Source organism: Xanthobacter tagetidis (genome assembly GCF_003667445.1).
Taxonomy (GTDB): Bacteria; Pseudomonadota; Alphaproteobacteria; order Rhizobiales; family Xanthobacteraceae; genus Xanthobacter; species Xanthobacter tagetidis.
The window spans coordinates 51,652-75,936 of record NZ_RCTF01000004.1; the positions used below are offsets into that span (position 1 = coordinate 51,652).

The 24,285-nt window shown below is 70.6% G+C and carries 20 protein-coding genes; 16 read left to right on the forward strand and 4 right to left on the reverse strand.

The window, feature by feature from the left end; all coding sequences use genetic code 11:
* Positions 1–7 precede the first annotated feature (7 nt).
* From D9R14_RS06335 to D9R14_RS06360, 7 genes are all read left to right on the forward strand, one after another.
* Positions 8–1,144 (forward strand): ATP-grasp domain-containing protein, encoded by a 1,137-nt coding sequence (locus tag D9R14_RS06335; protein WP_121622477.1) that lies wholly within the window; start codon positions 8–10, stop codon positions 1,142–1,144.
* Entirely contained in the window at positions 1,141–2,061 is a 921-nt protein-coding gene (locus D9R14_RS06340) for a succinate--CoA ligase subunit alpha (RefSeq protein ID WP_121622478.1), read from the forward strand. Before D9R14_RS06335 ends, D9R14_RS06340 begins: the two co-directional genes overlap by 4 nt.
* Positions 2,054–3,862 carry a thiamine pyrophosphate-binding protein gene (locus D9R14_RS06345; protein ID WP_170168526.1) on the forward strand — a complete coding sequence of 603 codons (1,809 nt, stop codon included), beginning with the start codon at positions 2,054–2,056 and terminating at the stop codon, positions 3,860–3,862. Before D9R14_RS06340 ends, D9R14_RS06345 begins: the two co-directional genes overlap by 8 nt.
* 3 nt (positions 3,863–3,865) lie before the next feature.
* The gene (locus tag D9R14_RS23055; RefSeq protein ID WP_170168527.1) at positions 3,866–4,999 is read left to right on the forward strand and encodes an SDR family oxidoreductase; all 1,134 of its coding nucleotides are present in this window, start codon (positions 3,866–3,868) and stop codon (positions 4,997–4,999) included.
* Positions 4,996–5,856 (forward strand): sugar phosphate isomerase/epimerase family protein, encoded by an 861-nt coding sequence (locus tag D9R14_RS06355; RefSeq protein WP_170168528.1) that lies wholly within the window; start codon positions 4,996–4,998, stop codon positions 5,854–5,856. The genes D9R14_RS23055 and D9R14_RS06355 overlap by 4 nt, the downstream gene beginning before the upstream one ends.
* 118 nt (positions 5,857–5,974) lie before the next feature.
* Positions 5,975–6,145: a hypothetical protein gene (locus tag D9R14_RS23060; protein ID WP_170168529.1), complete on the forward strand. Its 171-nt coding sequence runs from the start codon at positions 5,975–5,977 to the stop codon at positions 6,143–6,145.
* A gap of 234 nt (positions 6,146–6,379) precedes the next feature.
* Positions 6,380–6,568 carry a hypothetical protein gene (locus D9R14_RS06360; RefSeq protein ID WP_121622482.1) on the forward strand — a complete coding sequence of 63 codons (189 nt, stop codon included), beginning with the start codon at positions 6,380–6,382 and terminating at the stop codon, positions 6,566–6,568.
* 103 nt (positions 6,569–6,671) lie between these two features.
* Here D9R14_RS06360 and pta read toward each other — a convergent pair whose 3' ends face one another.
* From pta to D9R14_RS06380, 4 genes are all read right to left on the reverse strand, one after another.
* The gene (pta, locus tag D9R14_RS06365; protein ID WP_121622483.1) at positions 6,672–7,796 is read right to left on the reverse strand and encodes a phosphate acetyltransferase; all 1,125 of its coding nucleotides are present in this window, start codon (positions 7,794–7,796) and stop codon (positions 6,672–6,674) included.
* A 64-nt stretch (positions 7,797–7,860) separates the two neighbouring features.
* Positions 7,861–9,636 carry a sulfoacetaldehyde acetyltransferase gene (gene xsc / locus D9R14_RS06370; RefSeq protein WP_121622484.1) on the reverse strand — a complete coding sequence of 592 codons (1,776 nt, stop codon included), beginning with the start codon at positions 9,634–9,636 and terminating at the stop codon, positions 7,861–7,863.
* A 75-nt stretch (positions 9,637–9,711) separates the two neighbouring features.
* The gene (locus tag D9R14_RS06375; protein ID WP_121622485.1) at positions 9,712–11,049 is read right to left on the reverse strand and encodes an MFS transporter; all 1,338 of its coding nucleotides are present in this window, start codon (positions 11,047–11,049) and stop codon (positions 9,712–9,714) included.
* Positions 11,013–12,716, reverse strand: coding sequence for a GMC family oxidoreductase (locus D9R14_RS06380; RefSeq protein WP_121622486.1), 1,704 nt, complete (start codon positions 12,714–12,716; stop codon positions 11,013–11,015). The genes D9R14_RS06375 and D9R14_RS06380 overlap by 37 nt, the downstream gene beginning before the upstream one ends.
* 220 nt (positions 12,717–12,936) lie before the next feature.
* Here D9R14_RS06380 and D9R14_RS06385 point away from each other — a divergent pair, with 220 nt between their 5' ends.
* The 9 genes from D9R14_RS06385 (at position 12,937) to D9R14_RS06425 (ending at position 24,284) form a co-directional block, all read left to right on the forward strand.
* Positions 12,937–13,782: an IclR family transcriptional regulator gene (locus tag D9R14_RS06385; protein ID WP_121622487.1), complete on the forward strand. Its 846-nt coding sequence runs from the start codon at positions 12,937–12,939 to the stop codon at positions 13,780–13,782.
* A gap of 131 nt (positions 13,783–13,913) precedes the next feature.
* Positions 13,914–14,330, forward strand: coding sequence for a hypothetical protein (locus D9R14_RS06390; RefSeq protein ID WP_121622488.1), 417 nt, complete (start codon positions 13,914–13,916; stop codon positions 14,328–14,330).
* Complete coding sequence (locus D9R14_RS06395) at positions 14,330–15,847, forward strand: c-type cytochrome (protein ID WP_121622489.1); 1,518 nt, start codon at positions 14,330–14,332, stop codon at positions 15,845–15,847. The genes D9R14_RS06390 and D9R14_RS06395 overlap by 1 nt, the downstream gene beginning before the upstream one ends.
* Positions 15,844–16,920: a cytochrome C gene (locus D9R14_RS06400; RefSeq protein ID WP_121622490.1), complete on the forward strand. Its 1,077-nt coding sequence runs from the start codon at positions 15,844–15,846 to the stop codon at positions 16,918–16,920. The genes D9R14_RS06395 and D9R14_RS06400 overlap by 4 nt, the downstream gene beginning before the upstream one ends.
* A 137-nt stretch (positions 16,921–17,057) precedes the next feature.
* A complete protein-coding gene (locus D9R14_RS06405) occupies positions 17,058–18,362 on the forward strand; it encodes an ATP-binding protein (RefSeq protein WP_245420600.1) in 1,305 nt (434 codons plus the stop codon).
* A gap of 4 nt (positions 18,363–18,366) precedes the next feature.
* Positions 18,367–18,900: a response regulator transcription factor gene (locus D9R14_RS06410; protein WP_121622672.1), complete on the forward strand. Its 534-nt coding sequence runs from the start codon at positions 18,367–18,369 to the stop codon at positions 18,898–18,900.
* 378 nt (positions 18,901–19,278) lie between these two features.
* Complete coding sequence (cydD, locus tag D9R14_RS06415; protein WP_121622491.1) at positions 19,279–20,952, forward strand: thiol reductant ABC exporter subunit CydD; 1,674 nt, start codon at positions 19,279–19,281, stop codon at positions 20,950–20,952.
* Positions 20,949–22,637 carry a thiol reductant ABC exporter subunit CydC gene (gene cydC / locus D9R14_RS06420; RefSeq protein WP_121622492.1) on the forward strand — a complete coding sequence of 563 codons (1,689 nt, stop codon included), beginning with the start codon at positions 20,949–20,951 and terminating at the stop codon, positions 22,635–22,637. The genes cydD and cydC overlap by 4 nt, the downstream gene beginning before the upstream one ends.
* A gap of 69 nt (positions 22,638–22,706) precedes the next feature.
* A complete protein-coding gene (locus tag D9R14_RS06425; RefSeq protein ID WP_121622493.1) occupies positions 22,707–24,284 on the forward strand; it encodes a cytochrome ubiquinol oxidase subunit I in 1,578 nt (525 codons plus the stop codon).
* Position 24,285 lies beyond the last annotated feature (1 nt).

Sequence of the window (24,285 nt, forward strand, 5' to 3'; positions counted from 1 at the left end):
CCAGGACATGTTGCTGATCGAATGCGACGGCAAGGCCTTGTTCGAGGCCGGCGGCATTCCCGTTCCCGAGGGCATCGTCGTCACCGGCCGGGAGCGCCCCGCCCTTCCCGGCGGCGGTCCTTGGCTCGTGAAGGCCCAAGTGCCGGCAGGGGGGCGTGGCAAGGCTGGGGGCGTGGTCTTCTGCGCCACCGAGGAGGCGGTCGACCAGGCGCTCGAACGCCTGCTCGGCCGGCCGCTCCTGGGCCACCGGGTGCACGCCTGCCTCGTGGAACAGGCAGCGCGCGGCACGGAGGCCTATCTCTCCTTGATGGTGGATCCCGCCGCGGGAGCGGCGCGGCTGTCCTTCAGCGACCAGGGCGGCGTGGACGTGGAGGCCGCGGCGCGCAACGACGGAGCGCTGCTCTGCGAGGTCTGCGTGGCCGATCCCGAGGCCGTTGGCGTCGGGATCGAGCGCCTCGCCACGCGACTCGGGCCGCAGAGCGCGGCCGCCCTGCGCATGGTGGCGCCGGCTCTGGCCGAGCTGTTCTTCGCGCGCGAGCTGCTGCTCGCGGAGATCAACCCCCTGTTTCTGGACGTCGGGCGCGCTGTCGCCGGCGATGCCAAGGTGGTCGTAGACGCGAACGCCATTTCGCGGCAGAGCGAGATCCGGCGTTTCGTCGAGGCACGCCCCGAAGTCTATGCCGACGTGTGGCGCAAGATGAACGAGGGTTTCGACTTCATCGATCTCGATCCCGATGGCGACATCGGCCTCGTCACCACAGGCGCTGGCCTTTCGATGATGCTGATCGACGAGTTGACGGCGCGGGGCGGGCGGCCCTTGAACTTCTGCGACCTGCGCACGGGGCAGATGCGCGGACGGCCCGACCGCCTGATCCGGGTGCTCGACTGGCTCGCCGCCAAGCCGGGCCTCAAGGTGCTGTTCGTCAACATCTTTGCCGGCATCACCGACCTTTCCGAGTTCGCCCGCCTGCTCACGGAGGCCCTGGCGCGGTTTCCGCGACCCGACATTCCCGTCGTCGCACGGCTGATCGGCCCCGGCGAGGCCGCCGCGCGCGCGCATCTCGCGGCCGTGCGGCCGGACCTCGCCACCTATGCCGATCTCGACCAGGCCCTCCAGCACGTAATTGCGGTCTCCCGTCAATGATTTCCGATCTGTTCGCCATCGACCGGTCGACCCCGGTCATCATCCAAGGCATCACCGGCCGCATGGGTCGCCGCCACGCTGCGCTCATGCGCGCCTACGGCACCCGCATCGTCGGCGGAACCTCGGCCCGCGCCGGCAGCATCGACGAGATGCCGGTGCCTGTCTTCGCCACCTGCGGCGAAGCGGTGGCCGCCACCGGCGCCCGCGCCTCGGTGGTCATGGTGCCGCCAGAAGATGTGCTCGACGCCGCCAGCGAGGCGATTGCCGCGGGTATCGGCGTGGTGGTGACCATCGCCGAGGGCGTACCGGTGCACGACGCCCTCAAGCTGAAGGCCATCGCCGATGAGAATGACGCCGTTTGGATCGGTCCCTCGACCCCCGGAATGGCGCGGCCGGGAAAAGCCAAGCTCGGCTTCCTGCCGGACATCTCGCTTCACCCCGGCGACTGGGCGATGCTCACCAAGAGCGGGACGCTCTCCTATGAAGTGGGTTACCGGCTCGCCGCGCGGGGCCTCGGCCAGAGCATCTGGATCGGCGTCGGCGGCGAGGTGGTGAAGGGCGTGCGCTTCGCCGACCTCGTGGCGCCGCTGGCTGCGGATCCCGCCACTCGCGGCATCCTGCTCGTGGGCGAGGTCGGCGGCACCGAAGAGGAGGAGTTCGCCGACGCCCTCATCCGCCAAAGCTTCCCGAAGCCGGTGCTGGCGCTGCTCGCCGGCCGCGAGAGCAAGCAGGGCGTCGCGATGGGCCATGCCGGCGCCCTCACCTTCGGCGCGGCCGGGACCCTGCAGTCCAAGCGCAAGCACCTGGAAGCCGCCGGCGCCGAGGTGTTCTTCTCGCTCGAAGCGCTGGCGGCGCACGCGGTCGAACTTTCGTCATCGTCCGATCAAGACACATCCGAGGAGTGGGTCCATGGCTGACCTCAATCTGGCAGAGCGCAACGGTGCCGAGATCATCGTCGAGCACCTCATCGCTGAGCAGGTGCCCTACCTTTTCGGCCTCTGCGGCCACGGCATCGTCGGCCTGATGGAGGCGGCCCGGACGCGGTCCGACCGCATCGCCACCATCACCGTGCACAACGAGCAGATCGCAGGCTTCGCGGCGGACGCCTATTACCGGCTCACCGGCCGCCCCGGCGCCACCTTCACCTCGTGCGGTCCGGGTTCGGTGAACATCCAGATGGCGATCGCCAACGCCATGTTCGATTCCTCCGCCGTGCTCGCCATCACCGGCAACATCCCCACCCAGCAGTTCAACAAGGGACCGTTCCAGGAGTTCGGTCACCACCACCAGGCGGATTTCGTCTCGGCCATGCGCCCTTACGTGAAGCGCAGCTATCAGGCGACGCGGCCTGACATGCTGCCCTCCATGATGCGCCACGCCTTCGGGACCATGCTGGCGGGACGGCCAGGACCGGTGCATCTCGACGTGCCGTTCAACGTGTTCCTGGAGACCGCGCCCGCCGCCACGCCTGACATGCAGGCCTGGCGCGGCGGCGTCGACGTGCGCTCGGCGCCGCCGCCGGAAGCGCTTGACCGGGCGCTCGACCTCCTGGAGGCGTCCGAGCGCCCGCTGATCCTGGCCGGCCACGGCAGCCTCACCGGCGGCGCCGGCGCCGAGCTCGCGGCACTGGTGCGGATGCTGGACGTGTCGGTCGCCACCACGCCTCAGGGCAAGGGCGTCCTGCCCGACGACGAGGCGCTCCATCTCGGCCCCACCGGGCGCGACGGCGTCTATCCCGCCAACCGCGCCGCCCGCGAGGCGGACCTCGTGCTCGCCATCGGCACCCGCTTCGGCGACCGCGGCACAAGCAGCTGGCACGCCGGCGTGACCCACGATTTCCCGCCGGCGCGCCTGATCCACGTGGATTGCGACCCGGCCGCGCTGGGCCGCAACTATCCCACCAGCCTCGGCGTGGTGGCCGACGCGGCGCTGTTCTGCCGCCTGTTGCGTGAGCGCGCCCTGGTCCGCCCCATTGCCGATAGCCCCGCCCGCCGCGCCTGGCGCGAGCGCGCCCAATTCTGGAAGGCGCGCTGGCAGGCGGACGTGCGCGGACAGGCCGCGAGCGAGGAGCGCGCGCCCATGCACCCGGCCCGCGTCGTGGCCGAGATCGCCGCCGCGGTTCCGGATCATACCGTGCTCCTCTCCGACATCGGCGCCCACCATTCCTGGTGCGTCCAGCAGATGCCCATGCGGCGCGGCGGGCGCTTCCTGCAATCGGGCGGCGGGGCGACCATGGGCTTCGGCGTGGGCGGCGCCATCGGCGCCCAGTTCGCCATGCCGGATCGCCCCGTGGTCGCGGTGGTCGGCGACGGCGGCATGCTGATGCATGCGAGCGCGATCGCCACAGCCGTGGAGTACGAACTGCCCATCGTCTGGGTGGTGTGGAACAATTGCGGCTACGTCTCCATCCGCGACCTCCAGCGCGGCTTCCTCGGCCCGCAGGCCGAATTCCTGACGCGCTTCCGCAACATGCGCACCGGCGACCTCAGGAGCGCCGATTTTGCCGCTCTCGCGCGTGCCATGGGAGCGCAGGGACTGCGGGCGGAAGGGCCGGCCGACCTCGGCGCGGCGATCGCGGAGGGGCTGCGCGCCGGCGGGCCGACGGTAATCGACGCGGCGGTCTCCGCGGACGCGGCCCGCATGACCGCAGGCAGCTGGGACATGCCGCCCATCGCCGGGCCGATGCCCAACTACGATCCCGATCCGGTCGGGGCGTGAGCCATGGCGAACGACATCTCGACCCTTGCCGCGCCGCATGGGAGGCTGGACACCGCCGCTCACCCGGCCACGCCGAGCCAGCCGGAGGCGCCGCGGCGCGCTTTGGTGGTCGGCGCCTCCGGCCTGCTCGGCGAGAATCTTTGCCGACGGGTCGCAGAAACGCCGGGGTGGCAGCTGACCACCCTGTCCCGCCGACCGCCCACGGTGTCCGGCTCAGCGCACGTGTCGCTCGACCTGAAAGCCCACGACCACTGCCTCTCGCACGCCAACGCCTTTACCGACATCACCCATGTCTTCTTTTGCGCGCGCGAGCTCTCCAAAGGCTATGGAATCAACGTCGACGTGAACGGCGAGATGCTCGCCAATCTCCTCGACGCGCTGGTCGACGGCGCCCCGCGTCTTCGCCATGTGCAGCTGATGCATGGGCTGAAATGGTACGGAACCCATGTCGGTCCTGTGCGCATTCCCACGCGGGAAGATGACCCGGCGCACGCGGATTCGAGTTTCTATTTGCGCCAGCAGGAAGACCTGATCCGCCGTTGCGCGCGCTCCGGCTGGACCTGGTCCACCATCCGCCCGCATTTCCTGTGCGCCTTCGCCACCGGCAGCCCGAGCAACCTCGTCCTCATGCTCGGAACCTTCGCCAGCCTGCTGAAGGAGATGGGGGAGGAGCTTTGGTTTCCCGGCTCCGAGGACGCGTTCGACGCCGTCACGGGATGCGCCGACATCAATCTCGTCACCTCCGCGATGCTGTGGGCCGCCTCCGAAGAGGGCTGCGCAAACAACGCCTTCAACATCGGCAATGGCGACGTCTTCCGCTGGCGCGATGTGTGGCCCCTGATCGCCGAGACCTTCGGCCTGCGGCCGGGACAGGTGCGGACCACGAATCTTCCGGCCTACATGGCAGACAAGGGACCGGTCTGGGAGCGGCTCGCCGCGCGCCACGGGCTCAGGCCCCTGCCGATGGACCATCTGGCGGACTGGCACTTTGCACAGAACAACGTGTTCGGCCTTGCCTGGGACGTGGTTCCCTCCTTGGTCAAGGCGCACCGCCACGGCTTCCACGAGGTGGTCGACAGCAGCGAGATGTTCGCGCGCCTGTTCGCCCAATACCGCAGCGCAGGAATCCTGCCGTGAGCACCCGCGATAGCCACCCTCACCGCCTGAAGCGGCTCAGCATGACCACCTCCACCTTCGGCGGCGCGCTCGATGGCAAGCTGCGCGCCATGGCCGCGGCGGGCTTCGGCGCCACCGAGTTCTGGCCCAAGGACCTGTTCGAGCATCCGGACGGGCCGGATGCCGCCGTGGCGCAGCTGAAGGCTTACGGGCTCGAGGTCTCGGCCTATCAGGCGCTGCGCAATTATGAAGGCGCGCCGCCGGAGGAGCGCGCGCGCAAAAGCGGCATTGCCACGCAGATGATGGACCAGATGGCGCTGCTCGGGGCGGACCTTCTGGTGGTCGCGTCCAACACGTCCGAAGAGACGAGCGCGGACCGTGCGCGGATGGCGGACGATCTCGCCCGGCTCGGCGACCTCGCTGCCGCGCGCGGCGTCAGGATCGCCTATGAGCCCATCGCCTGGGGCCGGCATGTGCGCAGCTTCGAGGATGGTTGGGCGGTGGTGCGTGCCGCCGGTCATCCTCAGGTCGGACTGCTGCTGGACTCATTTCACAGCTTCATCCTCGACACGCCCCTCGCCGCACTGTCGGATATTGATGGGAGCAAGATCTTCCTGGTGGAGCTGTCGGACTTCGCCCGCAGCGCCCTTCCATTCATCGACATCGCGCGGCACTATCGCCTGTTTCCGGGCGAAGGACTCTCGCAGATGGCGGAGTTCGTCCAGCGCGTTCGGGCGACCGGCTACACCGGCTGCTACTCGGTCGAGGTGTTCAACGCCCATTGCCGGGCGGGCGACCCGACCGAGGTCGCCCTGAGAGCCATGGCGGCAACGCGCGGCGCGCTGTCCGAGGTCGCGCCGGAACTGTTCCAGCCATAGCACCTTCCGCGCCGCCTCACGCATTCACTGGCGCGGGATGCCCGACGCGCCGATGAGATCGCCCCAGCGCGCGTATTCCGTCTTCAGGAAGGCCGCGAACTCACCCGAGGGCATGGGGATGGCCGCACGACTCCAGGAGAGCCCCGTCGTGCCGCGCCCCGAAGTGCCGCCCGTCTGCCTCGTCTACCGCAGGGCGCAGGAGGGCCAGCCGCGCATGACGGCCCTGATCGCCGCCATGAAGCGGGTGATGGAGCAGGAGGCAGCGGTGGGCCCGCCAACGGCCGACTGAGCCGGACGCTGTCGGGCGCAGGATGCGGCCCATCGGTCACTGTACGTATTATATTGCCACAAATGCTGCAGCAGCGTCCTCTGGTCGCTTTGGCGGCCGATTGGAACTGCGATAGACATTGCGCTGCAACAAAAGCGCCGGGACGCGCCTGCCCTTCAGGGCGGCCCGGACCGGCGACGAGCGGGCTCCGTGCCGGAGCCCCGACTGGCGGGCTGGCAAGAAGCGTGACGCGCAATGTATCCCGATGACACCTTGAGGAAGCTGGTTCTCCCGCTCATCCTCCTGACCGCTCTTCTGGCCTCGGCGGCCACCACCGGGCCGATGATGAAGCCGGCGCCGCTGCCCCGCCTCGATCCCCAGGCTGTCGCCCAGTGGCGCGAGGCCACCGTGGCCGCCCAGCCCTTGATCGGGCTCGGAAACTGAGCCGTCCCGACCTTCCCCGTCCGCCGCGCGCCCGCTTCGCGCAAACGTGATCGCCGCAGGCGCGCAAGGCCGGACCGGCCCTGCACGGCCAATCGCGCGTCTCTCAGGCCGGGGGCTGCCGCGCCTCCGGGTCGGCGAGCGGCGCCCGCGGCGGCAGGCCGGCCGGGGCCGCCGACCAGGCGGAGCCGGCCGCGCCCGGCAGCGCGGCGGCCCGGATCTCGCCCGCCGCGCCGGCGGCGAGGCGCGCGGAGGCCTGCGCGCAGGTGAGCGCGATCATGTGGAAGGCATCCTCCTCCGAGCAGCCGCGCGAGAGGTCGTTGGCGGGCTTCGCGAGGCCCTGGAGCACCGGGCCGATGGCCCGCGCCCCGCCGATGCGCTGGGCGATCTTGTAGCCGATATTCGCCGCGTCGAGGTTCGGGAACACGAACACGTTGGCGTCGCCCCGGATCGCCGAGCCGGGCGCCTTGGCGGCGCCCACGGCGGCGACGAAGGCGGCGTCGAACTGCAGCTCGCCCTCGATGATGAGGTCCGGGCTCGCCGCCCGCGCGATCCTGACCGCCTCCACCACCTTGTCGACGCGCGCATGCCGCGCGCTGCCGGCGGTGGAGAAGGAGAGCATGGCGACCTTGGGCCGCTCGCCGGTCATGGCGGTGAAGGAGGCGGCCGAGGCGCGGGCGATGTCGGCCAGCTCCGCCGCATCGGGGTCGATCACCAGTCCGCAATCGGCGAACACATAGGCGCCCTTCTGGACGTGGTGGTCCTCGCACAGCAGCATCAGGAAGAAGCTGGAGACCAGCTTGGCCTCGGGCGCGAGGCCGATGATCTGGATCGCCGCCCGCACGGTCTCGGCCGTGGTGGCGACGGCGCCGCCCACCGTGCCGTCGGCATCGCCCTGGCGCACCATCATGGCGGCGAAGGCGAGCGGCTCGCGCATGCGCCGGTGCGCGGCGGCAAGATCCATGCCCTTGTCGTGGCGCAGAAGGTGGAGCGCCTCGGCATAGGCCTGGAGCCGGGGGGACGTGGCGGGATCCTCGACGGCGATGCCCCGCGCATCCCCGCCGAGGGCCGCCACCACCTCGGCCGCGGGGCCGAGGAGGATAGGTCGGGCGATGCCCTCCCGCACGGCGCGCCGCGCGGCGGCGGCGATGCGCGGATCAGCGCCTTCCGGCAGCACGATGGCGCGTGGGGCGGCGCGGGCGGCGTCGATGATCCGGTCGAGGGCAAGCATGGCGGGCCTCCCGTGGGGCGGGACGGGCCGGGCGGAAGCGTGCGCGCCCCCGCCCGGTCGCGGTTCAGCGCGCGAGCTGCTCGCGCATGTCCGAGCGCTCGATGCCGGCCACCGGCACCGGCTTCTTCATGGCGTCGCGGCGGAACGGCTCGCCCAGCTCCTGGTTGAGCACCACCTCGATGAAGGTGGTGATGCCCTTCTTCTGGTCGTCGGCCGCGGTATGGATGGCGTCCTTGAGGCTGTCCACGTTCTCGACCCGCACGCCCTTGAAGCCGCAGCCCTCCGCGATCTTCGCGTAGGAGAGCTTCGGGTCCAGCTCGGTGCCGACGAAGTTGTTGTCGTACCAGAGCGTGGTGTTGCGCTTCTCGGCGCCCCACTGGAAGTTGCGGAACACCACCATGGTCACCGCCGGCCACTCCTCGCGGCCGATGGAGGTCATCTCGTTGATGGAGATGCCGAACGCGCCGTCGCCGGCGAAGCCGAACACCGGCACGTCGGGGCAGCCGATCTTCGCGCCGATGATCGCCGGGAAGGCGTAGCCGCACGGCCCGAACATGCCGGGCGCGAGATACTTGCGGCTCTGCTCGAAGCTCGGATAGGCGTTGCCGATGGCGCAGTTGTTGCCGATGTCCGTGGACATGATGACGTCCTTGGGCAGCGCCGACTGGATGGCGCGCCAGGCCTGGCGCGGCGACATGCGGTTGGCGTCGCGCGCGCGGGCCTCCTCGTTCCAGCGGGTGCCGGGATCGTCGTCCTCATGGTCCATGGAGGCGAGCTGCTGGAGCCAGCGCGAGCGCGTCTGGTGGATCAGCGCGCGGCGCTCCTCGCGCCCGGCATCGCCGGCGCCGGGGCCGAGCTGCGCCAGGAGCTGGGTCGCCACCTCCTTGGCGTCGCCGCAGATGCCCACCGTGATCTTCTTGGTGAGGCCGATGCGGTCCGGGTTGATGTCCACCTGGATGATCTTGGCCTGCTTCGGCCAGTAGTCGATGCCGTAGCCGGGCAGCGTCGAGAACGGGTTGAGCCGGGTGCCCAGCGCCAGCACCACGTCGGCCTTGGCGATCAGCTCCATGGCGGCCTTCGAGCCGTTGTAGCCGAGCGGGCCGACCGAGAGCGGATGGTTTCCGGGCGCGGCGTCGTTGTGCTGGTAGCCCGAGCAGACCGGAGCCTCCAGGCGCTCGGCCAGCGTCATGGCCTCGCCAATGGCGTTGCCGATCACCACGCCGGCGCCGTTCAGCACCACCGGGAACTTGGCCTCCGACAGCAGCCGCGCCGCCTCGGCGATGGCCTGCCTGCCGCCCGCGGGGCGCTCCAGGCGCACGATCTGCGGCAGCTCGATGTCGATCACCTGGGTCCAGAAATCGCGCGGCACGTTGATCTGCGCCGGCGCGCTGGCGCGCCAGGCCTTCTCGATCACGCGGTTGAGCACCTCGGCCACGCGCGAGGGGTCGCGCACCTCTTCCTGGTAGCAGACCATGTCCTCGAACATGGCCATCTGGGAGACTTCCTGGAACCCGCCCTGGCCGATGGTCTTGTTGGCCGCCTGGGGCGTCACCAGCAGCATCGGCGTGTGGTTCCAGTAGGCGGTCTTCATGGCGGTGACGAAGCCGGTCACGCCCGGGCCGTTCTGCGCGATGGCCATGGCCATGCGGCCGGTGGCGCGCGTGTAGCCGTCGCAGATCAGGCCCGCATTGGTCTCGTGGGCGCAGTCCCAGAAGCGGATGCCGGCCTTCGGGAACAGATCGGACACGGGCATCATGGCCGAGCCGATGATGCCGAACGCCTCGTTGATGCCGTGCGCCTGCAGGACTTTGATGAACGCCTCTTCGGTGGTCATCTTCATGACGGAGCAATCCTCTCGGAAACTATGGGGAAGAAGGAGGCGGCGGCGTCGCGCCGCCTCCGGTCCAGGCGGGCGCTAGCGCGCGGGCTGGCGCACGGCTTCCGCCGATGAGCTCTGGGCGACATCGGACAGGCGGGGCGCCGGTGCCTTGATGGCCATCGCGGAGAGCATCGACACGAGCGCCGCGAACACAACGTAGCCGGCGACCTGCCAGGGCTGCCCGTCGCCGCGGGCGAGCAGGTAGGTGGCGATGATCGGGGTGATGCCGCTCGCGAAGATTCCGGAGAACTGGTAGACGAACGAGATGCCGGTGTAGCGCACCCTCGCGTCGAACAGGTCCGAGAACAGGGCCGCCTCCGGCCCGTAGCACATGGCGTAGAGCACCCCGAACGGCACCACGATGCCGAGCGCGATCAGCGGCAGCGAGCCGGTCGAGAACAGCCAGAAGGCCGGGAACGCGACGAGCGCCAGCAGCAGCGACCCGATCGCGTAGGTCCGCGGGCGGCCCCACTTGTCGGAGAGCTTGCCGAACATCGGGATGGTGAACACCATCACGAACGCGGCGAGCGTCACCAGCCACAGCGCCGTGGTGCGCGGCACCTTCACGTAGTTCGCGAGATAGACGATGGAGAACACTGCGAAGACGTTGAAGAACACGCCGTCGATGTAGCGCACGCCCATGCCGAGCAGGATGTTGCGCGGATACTCCTTGATCATCGTCACGAACGGGATGGCCTGCGCCTTGTTGGCCGCCTTCACCTGCTCGAACTCGGGGGTCTCGTGCACCTTCAGGCGGATGTACATGCCGACGAAGACCAGCACGATCGAGCCGACGAAGCCGACGCGCCAGCCCCAGCTCATGAACTGCTCTTCCGGCAGCATGGAGACGATGGCGGTGACGCCGGAGGCGAGGCACAGGCCGAGCGCGAGGCCGATCTGCGGGATCGAGGCGAAGAAGCCGCGCTTGCCCTCGGGCGCGTATTCATACGCCATCAAAACCGCGCCGCCCCACTCGCCGCCGATGCCGATGCCCTGGGCGATGCGCAGGATCAGGAGCAGGATCGGCGCGGCGATGCCGATCTGGGCGTAGGTCGGCAGGAGGCCGATGGCCACGGTGGCAACGCCCATGATCATCAGCGTGATGATGAGCATGCTCTTGCGGCCGAGCTTGTCGCCGAAATGGCCGAAGATCAGGCCGCCCACCGGCCGCGCCACGAAGCCGATGGCGAACGTGGTGTAGGCGAGCAGGATCGAGATCACCGGATCGTCGGCGGGGAAGTAAAGCTTGTTGAAGACGATGCCGGCGACGATGCCGTACAGGAAGAAGTCGTACCATTCGATGGTGGCGCCGATCACGCTGGCGCCGACCACCCGCCTCAGTTCACGATTTGAAGCTCCCGCTTGCCCAGCCATTGTGTCCTCCCGTCATTGATCGAGTTCTGGGCGTTGTCTCGCCCGATGCTGTTGTTCAGCGTGTCCTCGCGAATCATGTCGGCGGCCTTCTCGCCGATCATGATCGCGGGAATGTTGGTGTTGCCGGACACGAGGCGCGGCATCACGGAGCAGTCCACCACCCACAGGCCGTCGACGCCGCGCACCCGAAGGCGCGGGTCCACCACTGCCTCGCGGTCGTCCTCGCGGCCGATCCGGCAGGTGCCGACGGGGTGGAAAATGGTGGCGCCGTATTCGCGGGCGAAGCCGAGCAGGCCCTCGTCGTCGGTGATGCCGGGACCCGGCAGCTTCTCCTCCGCGACGTAGTCGCTGAAGGGCGCGGTGGCGGCGAGCCGGCGGGCGAACTTCATGCCCTCCACCGCGCAGCGGCGGTCGGTCTCGGTGGCGAGATAGTTGGCGGTGATCCTCGGCGCGTCGAGCGGATCGGCCGAGCCGAGCCGGATCTCGCCGGTGCTCTCCGGCCGAAGCTGGCACACCGACAGGGTGAAGCCGGAATAATCGTGCACCTTGCCGCCCGCCATGTCGGCGGAGAGCGTGCCGATGTGGAACTGGATGTCGGGGGTCTTCGATTCCGGCAGGACCCGGGTGAAGAGCCCGCCCTGGTTGATGCCGATGGCGAGCGGCCCGCCCCGGAACAGCGCGTATTCCAGCCCCATGCGCAGGCGGCCGATGAGGGAGTTCAGCGCGTCATTGGTGGTGATGGGCTTGCTGCAGCGGTAGAGCAGCCGCAGTTGCAGGTGATCCTGCAGGTTGCCGCCCACGCCGGGGCTGTCGATGTAGACGCCGATGCCGTTCGCCCGCAGGTGCTCCGCCGGGCCGATGCCGGACAGCATGAGCAGATGCGGCGACTGCACCGCGCCGGCCGACAGGATCACGCCGTGGCGCGCCTTCAGCAGCTTCACCTCGCCGTCGACGCTCACCTCGATGCCGACCGCGCGGCCGTTCTCGAACACCACACGGCGCGCGCGGGTCTCGGTGAGAATGGAGAGGTTCGGCCGCCCGGCGGCGGGGGAGAGATAGGCCTTCGCCGCGCTCACCCTGAGGCCGTTGCGGGTGGTCAGCTGGTAGTAGCCGACGCCTTCCTGCGCGGCGCCATTGAAGTCCTCGGTCTCGGGCACGCCGAGCTTCTTGGCGCTCGCCTTGATGACCTCGATCAGCTCGTGCTTGCGCGGGATCGAGCTGATGGTGACCGGCCCGCCGGTGCCGTGCAGCGGATCGCCGGCGAAGCGGGCATTGTCCTCCAGCTTCACGAAATAGGGCAGCACGTCGTCGTAGGACCAGCCGTCGGCGCCGTTCTGCGCCCAGCCGTCATAGTCCTCCTTCTGGCCGCGGACGACGATGAGCCCGTTGATCGACGAGCAGCCGCCCAGCACGCGCCCGCGCGGCCAGTAGATGCGCCGGCCGCCCATGGTGGGCTCCGGCTCGGTGTGGAAGCGCCAGTTCAGGCGGTCGTTCCACATGGTCTTCCCGTAGCCGATCGGCACGTGAATCCACGGATTGCTGTCTTTCGGACCGGCCTCCACCAGAGCCACGCGGCTTTTGCCGTCTTCGCTCAGGCGGTTGGCCAGGACGCATCCGGACGACCCCGCGCCGATGACGACGAAGTCGAAGGTTTCCTCGCCTTGCATTGGCAGTTTCCTCTCTGCGAGCACGACGATGCGACCAAAGGATGAAACGAGTCAATTCATAATTTGAGCTTTAATGGCTCACTGAATGAGATTTTTGTTGTGCATCGCAGAAGACGTCATGCTGCGCCTGCACCCTCTTCCAGGGCATTTGACTTGCCTCCCCAAGCCGATAAGGGTGGCCGGACAGCCACCTTTCAGACGGCGGACGGCACGGGCGGACATGGCGCAGAGACGAGCGGCGCGCAAAACGGATGAGCTTCAGGCCGGCCCGCTTGAGGCCGAGGCGGCGGAGGCGCCGGCGCCGCGCCTCGACGAGCGCGACAACGGCTCGGCCATGCTGCGGGCGCTCGATCTCCTGAGCGAGGTGGCGCGCTCCGAGACCGCCTTGAGCGTGCCCGATCTGTGCGCGCGGCTGCCGCTGCCGAAGCCCACCGTGCACCGGCTCTGCCAGAAGCTGGAGGCGGAGAACTACCTGATGCGCGAGCCGGACGGCCGGCGCTTCGCCATCGGGCCGCGCTTCCTGCGCATGGGCTTCGACATGCTGCGCAACACCGTCAGTTCCGAGCGCCGCAGCATCCTGGAGGCGCTGGTGGAGGTGGCCGGCGAGACGTGCAACTTCGTCACCCGCGCCGGCAGCCAGGCGATCTATCTCGACCGCGTGGAGGCGAGCTGGCCGCTGCGCATGCACCTCGAAGTCGGCTCGCGCGTGCCCATGCACTGCACCGCCAGCGGCAAGCTCTTCCTCGCCACCATGCGCCCCTCGCAGCGCCGGCGCATCATCGAGACGCTGCACCTGAAGGCGCACACGCCCAACACCCTCACCAGCGTTCCGGCGCTGGAGGCCGAGCTGGAGCGCATCACCGCCGAGGGCTACAGCATGGATGCCCAGGAATTCCTGGAAGGCCTCGTCGCCATCGCCGTTCCGGTGAAGGATGCCCGCGGCGGCGTCGTCGCCGCCGTGGCGTGCCACGGGCCCCTGCCCCGCTTCACCCTGGACAAGGCGCTCACGCTGGTGCCGCACCTCAAGGATGCGGCGCGCAAGCTCGGGCGGACCTTGCCGGAGTGACCTCCCCGCCGCGCGCGCCGGCGCTTCTGAGCGCCCGCGCCTGCCGGCTTGGACCGTTTGTCCAATCGTGTCGTCGAACCACCCGCGGATAAGCAGGTCGCCCTGCGACCACCGCACGATGGACGACGATCATGCTGGCCGAAACACTCTCGACCGCCGGCGCCTGGCTGGCGCGCAAGCCCTCCCGGCTCACGGTTCTCAACGCGCTGCTTCTGGCTGGCGTGCTGGCGATGATCGGCAGCACCGAGCTGTTCCGCTTCGTCGGCGGCGTCGCGGTGGTGCTCTGCGGCCTCGCCTTCGCCGGCCGGACGGCGCGCCGCTCGATGCGGGTGGGCGCCCGGGCCCATCCCTATGACCTGGTGGTGCTGTGGGCACCCGGCGCCATCGCCATCGCCCTCGCGGCGGCGGCGCTGATGCTGATGGCCGCCTATCCCGCCGGCAGCTTCCCGCATCTGGTCGGCCTCGGCCTGTTCGTCATCGAGTTCGCGATGCTCGCCCTCGCGACCGGCGAAAGCGGCGCGCGCGATCTGCCGGCGGGAGCCGCCTGATGGACTTTCCCGTCTTCCACCTCGACATCCTCGGCAATCGCGGCCTCATCGCCGTCATTGCCACCCTGCACGTGCTGGTGAACCACGGCCTCGCGGTCGGCATGATGCCGCTGGTGGCGGCCATGGAATGGTATGGCCACAGGCGCGGCGATGCGCGCTGGGACCGCCTCGCCTACCGCATCCTGTTCGTCTGCTTCCTCATCACCACCACGGTGGGGGCGCTCACCGGCGTCGGCATCTGGCTGTCGGTGTCGCTGGTCAATCCCTATTCCATCGGCAGCCTGATCCGCGTGTTCTTCTGGGCGTGGTTCGTCGAGTGGCTGGTGTTCATCACCGAGGTGTTGCTGATCCTCGCCTACACGCTCACCTGGAAGCGCTGGAGCACCGGCGCGGCGAAGGTGCGCCACATCCGGCTCGGCTTCGCGCTCGCCTTCTTCTCCTGGGTGACGATGGCGATCATCGTCTCGATCCTGGGCTTCATGATGGACCCCGGCAACTGGCTGTCGCAGCAGACGCTGTGGAGCGGCTTTGCCAACCCCATCTACCTGCCGCAGCTCGCCTTCCGCACGCCGCTCGCAGCCGCCATGGCGGGCGTGATCGCCATGTTCCTGGTGCCGTTCTTCGTGAAGCGGGAGGACCCGTTCCGCGCCACCGCGCTGCGCGCCATCGCGGTCTGGACGCTGGTGGCGGCGCCCTTGGTGCTCGCCGGCGGGCTCTGGTACTTCTCGGTGGTGCCCGAGGCCATGCGCGAGAATTTCGGCGTCGCGCTGGCGAGCCTCGCATTCGCCGAGTGGCAGCAGCGCTTCCTGGAGATCGCGGCGCTCACCGTCATCGCCATCCTGGTGGTGGTGCAGGTGGCGATCGCGCGGCCGAACCTGCTGCCGCGCGTGGCGCTGCTGGTGCCGTTCGTCGCCATCCTCTGGATGACCGGCCATTTCGAGCGCGTGCGCGAGTTCGTGCGCAAGCCCTACGTCATCGGCTCCTACATGTATGCCAACGGCTTCCGGGTGGAGGACTATCCCCTCCTCCAGCGCGACGGCGTTCTGGCCTACGCCACCTATTCGAACCCGCTCACGCCCGCCGAGCAGGCCGGTCTGCCGCAAGGCCTCTCCGAGGCCGAGCGCACGGCGCGCCTCGCCGAGATCCAGCTCGGCAAGGACGTGTTCATGACCACCTGCTCGCGCTGCCACACCGGGCACGGGGTCAATGCCGTCACCGCCCATCTCAAGCGCATGTTCGGCGACCGGCCGTGGGAGCCGGAGCTGACCGCCGGCTACATCGAGAGCATGCACGACGCCCAGCCCTACATGCCGCCCTTCCCCGGCAACCGGCGCGAGCTGAAGCTGCTGGGCGCCTACCTGCACCACCTCCAGACCAACGACGCGCCGGTGCCCGGCGCGCAGCAGGCGGGTGTCGTCGTGGTCACGCCCGAGGCGCGCGCCGCCGCCGCCACCGGCCGGCCGCCGGCGACCCGCGCCGCCGCCATGCCCCGCACTTCGGAGACCGCCGCGCGATGAGCCCGACCACGCCCGTTCCCCACGACATCCCGCTGCCCATGCCGGCGCCGGAGCCGCTTCTGGTGGCGGTGCTCATCGTCTTCTTCCTGATGCACATCGTGTTCGTGAACCTGATGGTGGGCGGCGCGCTGATGTCGCTCTACTACGAGCTGCGCGGGCTGAAGGAAAAGCGCTACGACCGCCTCGCCTACGAGATCGCCGCGACCATCACCGCCAACAAGAGCATCGCCGTGGTGCTGGGCGTCGGGCCGCTGCTCGCCATCAACACGCTCTACACGGTCTATTTCTACACCGCGAACGCGCTGACCGGCGCGTTCTGGATCGCCATCGTGCCGCTGGTGATCGTCGCCTTCGTGCTGACCTACGTGCACAAGTATCTGTGGCACCAGATGGAGCGGGTGAGGTGGCTGCACATCGCGGTGGCCGCCGCGGCGTGCCTGCTATTCCTGTTCATCCCGCTGATCTTCCTCACCAACGTCAACCTCATGCTGTTCCCCGACAAATGGGGCAGCGTGCAGGGCTTCTTCTCGGCGCTCGCCCTGCCCAACGTGCTGCCGCGCTACGCCCATTTCATCCTCGCCTGTCCGGCCATGACGGGCCTCTTGCTGGTGTGGCTGTTCCGCCGGCGGCCGGAGGCCGAGATCGCCGAGATGGGCTTCTCCCGCGCCGAGCTGGTGCGGCTCGGCTATCGCTGGGCGTTCTGGCCCACCATGGCGCAGTTCATCGTCGGTCCGATCGCGTTCTTCACGCTGCCGCACGTCGCATCGCCGATCGGCGGGGTGATCGCGGCCTTCGGCCTGAGCTTCCTTCTGGCCTTCGCCCTGTGCGTGGTGATGATCCGCGAGATCCGCGGGCCGGACGGCAGCATCGGCCGCCGCTTCGGCACCACCTGCGCGCTGATGCTGGCGGTGGTCGCGCTGATGGGCGTCGGGCGTCACCTCTACCGCGAGGCGGCGGTCGCCCCCCACCGCGCGCAGGTCGAGGCCAAGACCAAGGACTATATCCGCCGGGCAGACGAGGCGAGGCGCGCCGCGCAGGCCCGCGACGGCGCACCGGCAAGCGTGCGGCCGTGAGGTCGGCCGGACCAACCTCCATGGACGCGGTCCGCGGCGGAGGCGGCGGGGGCCGCGACAGCGTGACCGTTCCGCGCGCCGCGCCGCCGCGCTAAGGGCTATGGCGGGACGGCGCTGAAGCGAAAGGGACAGCCGACGTGACGGGCGCAGGCGCGATCGAGGCCGATGCCAACCGGCGCAACCTGCTGCTGCTCATCACCTTGCGGTGGCTGGCGGTGGCGGGCCAGGTCGCGACCATCGCCATCGCCGACCTCGCGCTCGACCTCGCGCTGCCGTTGCAGCAGATGGGTCTCGTGATCGTCTTCCTGGTGGGGCTCAACCTCATCAGCCTGCACCGTGTGGCCTCCGGCTTGGAGGTCAGCGACAGCGAGCTGTGCGTCGAGCTGCTGCTCGACGTGGCGGCGCTCACGCTCCAGCTCTATCTCAGCGGCGGCGCCACCAATCCGTTCATCTCGCTCTATTTGCTCCAGGTAATTCTGGCGGCGGTGCTGCTGCCGCCCGCCGCCTCGTGGGCCATCGTCGCCGTCACCAGCCTCGCCTTCGTCTGGCTGTCGCGCTTCTACCGCCCGCTGGACCTCGGGACGACGGGACATGCCCACGGAGCGTCCACCTTCTTCGACCTGCACCTCCAGGGCATGTTCCTGTGCTTCCTCCTGGCGGCGGTCCTCGTGGTGCTGTTCGTGACGCGCATCACCGGCAACCTGCGCGAGCGCGACGCGCACCTCGCCGAGATGCGCCAGCGCGCGGCGGAGGAGGAGCACATCGTGCGCATGGGCCTGCTGGCCACCGGCGCGGCCCACGAACTGGGCACGCCGCTCGCCACCCTCTCGGTGATCCTCAACGACTGGGAGCACCTGCAGCCGATCGACGGCGACGGCGAACTCGCCGAGGACCTGGAGGAGATGCAGGCCGCGATCGCGCGCTGCAAGTCGATCGTCTCGCAGATCCTGCTCGCGGCCGGCGAGGCGCGTCCCGAGGAGACGCGGCGGGCCGCGCTCGCCGGCTTCCTCGACGAGATGGTCGCGCGCTGGCGCGAGGCGCGCCGCCCCGCCGAGCTCAGCTATCGCAACGGCGTGCGGCCGGACCTCGTGGTCGCCTGCGACGGCATGATGCAGCAGATGCTGTTCAACGTGCTCGACAACGCGCTGGAGGCCTCGCCTGGGCACGTCGACGTGGAGGCGCTCCAGCAGGGCGACGACATCCTGGTGCGCGTCAGGGACGCCGGCTCAGGGTTTGCGCCCGAGGCGCTGGCGCAGATCGGCAAGCCCTATCAGTCCACCAAGCCGCAGCCGGGGCGCGGCCTGGGGCTGTTCCTCTCCACCAACGTGCTGCGCAAGCTCGGCGGCGGGCTCTCGGCCCGCAATCTCGCGGGCGGCGGGGCGTGCGTGGAGCTGCGCCTGCCGGTCGCCGCGCTCGCGGTGGAGGATGCCGATGCAGCCTGAGGAAATGCCCCCCGGGCGCCGCCTGCTGCTGGTGGAGGACGACCCCTCCTTCGCCCGTGCGCTCAAGCGCTCGTTCGAGCGCCGCGGCTACCGCGTCGCGCTGTGCGCCAGCGCCGAGGAGCTCGACCTCATGACGCAGGACATCGACCCCGGATGCGCGGTGGTGGACCTGAAGCTCGCCGGCGCCTCCGGCCTCGACTGCGTGCGCCGGCTCCATGCCCGCGACCCGCACATGCGCATCGTCGTGCTCACCGGCTTCGCCAGCATCGCCACCGCCGTGGAGGCGATCAAGCTCGGCGCCTGCCACTACCTCGCCAAGCCCTCCAACGCCGACGACATCGAGGCCGCGTTCCAGCGTGCCGAGGGCGATCCGGAGGTGCCGCTCGGCGTGCGCCCCAGTTCCATCAAGACGCTGGAATGGGAGCGCATCCACGAGACGCTGGTGGATGCCGACTTCAACGTATCGGAGACCGCGCGACGGCTCGGCATGCATCGCCGCACGCTGGCCCGCAAGCTCGCCAAGCGCCGCGTGACCTGAGGCCGCCGCGCCCGGCCCGGCGCGTGCGGCATCCGCAGCCGGCGGGCATTTGCCGCACGCGTTCCGGCGTCACATCGGACGCCTTGTCCAATGTCAATGGCGCCCTGCCGCTGCTGAGTTACAGGCATCCACGGGTTGTCCTTCCTGAAAGACGGGCGAGACGGCGGGAGGCGGCAGCAGCGCGCTGGCCATGGCCGTGCCGTTCCGTCTGCCGACACGCTCCAGGACGGCTCGAAACAGCGAGATAGGTCGGTGCCGTGAACCTTCCCCTCCCGGTCCTGCATGCGAAGCCGCCGCCAGCCTGCCGGCTGCGGCGCGCGTCGGCCCCTTTGCGCCCAGGACATCCCGGCGCGGCCCGCCGCCGGGCGCCGGAATGAGATGCGCCGCGCCCCTCGCATAGCCCCCGAAGCGGCAATGGCGGACCTGCGGCCCGCCGCCGTGGTCCAGGCCGCGGCGGCGCTGCTGTGGCTGCCGCAGGCGGCCCTGCTCGCCTTCGCGGTAGGCGGCATCGCCGCCGGCCAAGGCGCGGCCGACATGCTGATGCCGGCCGCCGCCGTGGCGGGGTTCGGCATCCTCCGCGCGCTGCTGGATGCCGCGGGCAGCCGGCTCGCCTTCCGCATGGCGCGGCAGCGGCTGAGCGCGCTCAGGGCGAACGCGCTCGAAGCGTTGGCGCGCCGCTCGCCGCTCGATGCCGCTCGCCCGCCTTCGGGACTGGCCGCGAGCGTCGTCGTGGAGCAGGCGGAAGCGGTGGTGCCCCATCTCGCCCGCTTCCAGCCGGCGCGCTGGCGGGCGGCCGTGGTGCCATTGGCGATCCTGGTGGCGGTCCTTCCCGTATCGTGGACGGCGGCGCTGATCCTCGCCGCGGCGGCGCCGCTGATCCCGCTGTTCATGGCGCTGGTGGGCTGGCGCGCCAAGGCGGTGAGCGCGGCGCAGCTCGTCGAATTGGGCAGCCTCAACGGCGCGCTGCTCGACCGCCTGCGCGGCCTCGCCACGCTGCGCACCCTCGGCGCGGTGGATGCCGCCGCCTGCCGGCTGCGCGCCGAGGCGGAGAGCCTGCGCCGGCGCACCATGGCGGTGCTGCGCATCGCCTTCCTGTCCTCGGCGGTGCTGGAACTGTTCTCCGCGCTCGGCGTCGCCATGGTGGCCGTCTATGTGGGCTTCAGCCTGCTCGGCGTGATCGATTTCGGCCATTGGGGCCAGCCGCTCGACCTCGGGCGCGGGCTGTTCATCCTGCTGCTGGCGCCGGCCTTCTTCGAGCCCCTGCGCGAGCTCGCCGCCGCCTGGCACGAGCGCGCCGCCGGCGAGGCCGCCCTGTCGGCGCTCGCGGCGCTGGGCGCGGCCGGCCCGCAGATCCAGGGGTCGGACGCGGGCGCCGCTCCGGCGCCGGCCGGAGCGCCGGCCGTGCGGCTGGAGGCTGTGCGCCTGCGCCATGCCGGGCAGGCCGAGGCCGTATTCGACGGCCTGAGCCTGCACATCGCGGCGGGCGAACACGTGGCGCTGCTGGCGCCGAGCGGGGGCGGCAAGTCGAGCCTCCTCGCGCTGATCGCCGGGCTCGTGGCGGCGGACGCCGGCGGCATCCTCATCGGCGGCGAGCCGCTCACGCAAGAGAGCGCGGCGCGGCTGCGCGCCCGCATGGCCCATATCGCGCAGCGGCCGCACATCTTCGCCGGCACGCTTGCCGGAAATGTCCGCCTCGGCCGCCCCGAGGTGGATCTCGCCGCCGCCCGCCGGGCGCTCGGCGCGGCCCGGCTCGACGCCGTCGCCGCGGCGCGGGGTGCCGCTCCCATCGGCGAGGGCGGGCATGGGCTGTCGGGCGGCGAGGCGCTCCGGCTCGCGGTGGCGCGGCTCGCGGCGGCACCGCACGCCGGCCTCATCCTGGCCGACGAGCCCACCGCTCACCTCGACGGCGCGACGGCGCGCGAGGTGGCGGATGCCCTGTTCCGGCTGGCGCGCGGGCGCACCCTCATCCTCGCCACCCACGATCCGGCGCTCGCCGCGCGCGCCCACCGGATCATCCGCCTCTCCCCCGGCCTGAAGGAGGCGGCGGCATGAGCCCGCGCATGGCCGCGCTCGCGGCGATCCTGCGGCTGTTCCTCGCCGAGCGGCGTGGCGCGCTCATCGGCGGGGCGCTGCTGGCGGCCCTGACGGCGCTCGCCGGCGCCGGACTGCTCGCGCTGTCGGGCTGGTTCATCACCGCCTCGGCCCTCGCCGGCCTCTCGGCGGCGGCGATCGCCTTCGACGTCTTCATGCCGGCCGCCGGCATCCGCCTCCTGGCGCTGACCCGCACCGCGGGACGCTATGGCGAACGGCTCGTGACCCACGACGCGACGCTCGCCGTGCTCGCCCGCCTGCGCGAGCGCCTGTTCCGCGGCTGGGCCGCGCCGGAGGCGGCGGGCCGCCTCGCCGGGCAGCCGGCGCGGCTGCTGTTCCGCCTAACGCTCGATATCGACGCGCTGGACGCGCTCTATCTGCGGGTGCTGGTGCCGCTCGCCGCCGCCCTGAGCGTGGGACTCGGCGCCAGCCTCCTCATCGGCCTCGTCGACGGGACGACCGCGCTCGCCTTCGCGCTGTTCGTGCTCGCCGCCGGCCTCGGCCTGCCGGCCCTGGCGGTGCGGGCGGCGCGGCGGCCGGCGCGCCGGCGCGCCCATGGGCTGGAGGTGCTGCGCGCACGCGTCATCGATGCCGTCAGCGGCCAGACCGAGCTGCTGATGGCGGGCCGCCTCGCCGGCCAGCGGGAGGCCTGCGCCGCGGCCGACCGCGCGCTCGCCGCCGCCGACGACGCCCTCAACCGCATCGAGACCCGCCTTGCCGCGGCGCTCGCCGTGTCCGGCGCCCTGCTGCTGGCGGCGATGCTGGTGGCCGGCGCCGGGCTGAGCGCGCGCGCCGCGATCGACGCGCCGATGGCGGCGCTGCTGCTCCTGCTGGCGCTCGCGGCGTTCGAGCCGTTCGCCGCCCTGCGCCGGGGCGCGAGCGAGCTGGGGCGCGCCGTCATCGCCGCACGGCGCACCGCGCCGCGGCTCGCGCCGCCGCTGCTGCCCCCGCCGCCTGCGATGCCCGCCCCCGGCCTCGCCGTGCGGCTCGAGGCGGCCACCTTCGTCTATCCCGGCACCGCCGGTCCGGCGCTCGCAGCCGTCGACCTCGCCGTTGCGGACGGGGAGCGGCTCGCGCTGGTCGGTGCCAGCGGCGCCGGCAAGTCGACGTTGCTTGCCGCCATCGCCGGCGAGATGTCACCGGCGGCGGGACGCCTCGCGGCGGTGGGCGGAACGCTCCTCACGCAGCGCACCACGCTGTTCCGCGACAGCCTGCGCGACAATCTGCGGCTCGCCGCTCCGGAGGCCGATGATCGCCGGCTGCGCGACGCCTTGGCGGCCGCCGGACTGGACGCCTTCGTCGCGGCGCTGCCGCGCGGCCTCGACACGCGGCTCGGCGAGGCCGGCGTCGGCCTTTCCGGCGGGCAGGCGCGGCGCCTCGCCCTCGCCCGGCTGTTCCTGCGCGACACCCCGCTGTGGCTGCTGGACGAGCCCACGGAGGGCCTCGACGGCGCCACCGCGCGAGACGTCCTGGCGCGCCTGTGTGCCCGCGCCGGCCCGCGAACCCTCGTGATCGCCACCCACCTGCGCCGCGAGGCGGCGGTGGCGGGCCGCATCCTCCGCGTCGACGGCGGCCGCATCGCCGGCGCGGCGCGGCGCGGAGAACCCGGATTTGCCCGCGCGCTCGATGCGCTCAGGCCCGACTGAACACGCTTTTTTTCGGCGCCGCAGGGGCGGCGTCCAAGCCAGGAGACCGGACGACACCGGAACCACACCATGGAACTCAACGTAGTCGATCTCTCGCGTCTGCAATTCGCGATGACGGCGCTCTACCACTTCCTGTTCGTGCCGCTCACCCTCGGCCTCTCCGTGCTGCTCGCCATCATGGAGACGGTCTATGTGATGACCGGGCGGCCGATCTGGCGGCAGATGACGAAGTTCTGGGGCACCCTGTTCGGCATCAACTTCGTGCTTGGCGTCGCCACCGGCATCGTCATGGAATTCCAGTTCGGCATGAACTGGAGCTATTACAGCCACTATGTGGGCGACATCTTCGGCGCGCCGCTCGCGATCGAGGGCCTAATGGCCTTCTTCCTGGAAGCGACCTTCGTCGGCCTGTTCTTCTTCGGCTGGGACAGGATGACCAAGGTGGGCCACCTCGTCACCACCTGGGCGGTGGCGCTGGGCTCGAACCTCTCCGCGCTGTGGATCCTCGTCGCCAATGGCTGGATGCAGAATCCGGTCGGGGCGGCCTTCAACCCGCAGACCATGCGCATGGAGGTGGTGGACTTCTTCGCGGTGCTGACCAACCCGGTGGCGCAGGCGAAGTTCGTGCACACCGTCTCGGCGGGCTACGTGACCGCCTCCATCTTCGTGCTCGGCGTCTCGGCCTGGTACCTGCTGAAGGGCCGCCATGCGGACCTCGCCAAGCGCTCGATGACGGTCGCCGCCTCGTTCGGCCTGGCGTCGGCGCTGTCGGTGGTCGTGCTCGGGGACGAGAGCGGCTACCTCACCACCGAGCACCAGAAGATGAAGCTCGCGGCCATCGAGGCCATGTGGGAGACCGAGCCCGCTCCCGCCGGCTTCACCCTGTTCGGCTTCCCGAGCGAGAGCGCACGCGAGACCCATTATGCCGTGCGCATTCCCTGGGTGCTCGGCCTGATCGCCACCCGCTCGCTGACCCAGCAGATCCCCGGCATCGAGGAACTGGTGGCCGGCGCCGAGCGCAACATCGCCTCCGGCATCAAGGCGTTCGACGCCCTGCAGCAGATCCGCTCCGCCGGCAGCTCGCAGGCCATTCCGCCCGCCGCGCGGCAGGCCTTCGAGGCCGATGGGCACAATCTCGGCTATGCGCTGCTGCTCAAGCGCTATGTGGACGACCCGCGGCAGGCGACGCCGGCGCAGATCAAGGCCGCCGCGTGGGACACCGTGCCCAGCGTGCCGACCCTGTTCTGGTCGTTCCGCGTCATGGTGGGGCTGGGCTTCTTCTTCATCGCCTTCCTCGCCCTGTTCTTCGTGCTCTCGGCCCGGCGCAGGCTCGACCGCTACCCGCTGCTGCTGCGCCTCGCGGTGCTGGCCATCCCGCTGCCGTGGCTGGCGGCGGAACTGGGCTGGGTGGTGGCGGAAGTCGGCCGCCAGCCCTGGAACATCGAGGGCGTGCTGCCCACCGTGGCGGGCGTCTCCAGCCTCGGCGCCACCACCGTGCTCGCCACGCTGGTCGGCTTCGTGGCGATCTACACGGTGCTCTTCGTGATCGAGATGTCTTTGATGCTGCGCGCCGTCCGCAAGGGCCCCGAGCCGGACGACGCGCCGGAGGCCGAGCTGATCCCCCAAGCCTTCGCCGCTGCGGAGTAGG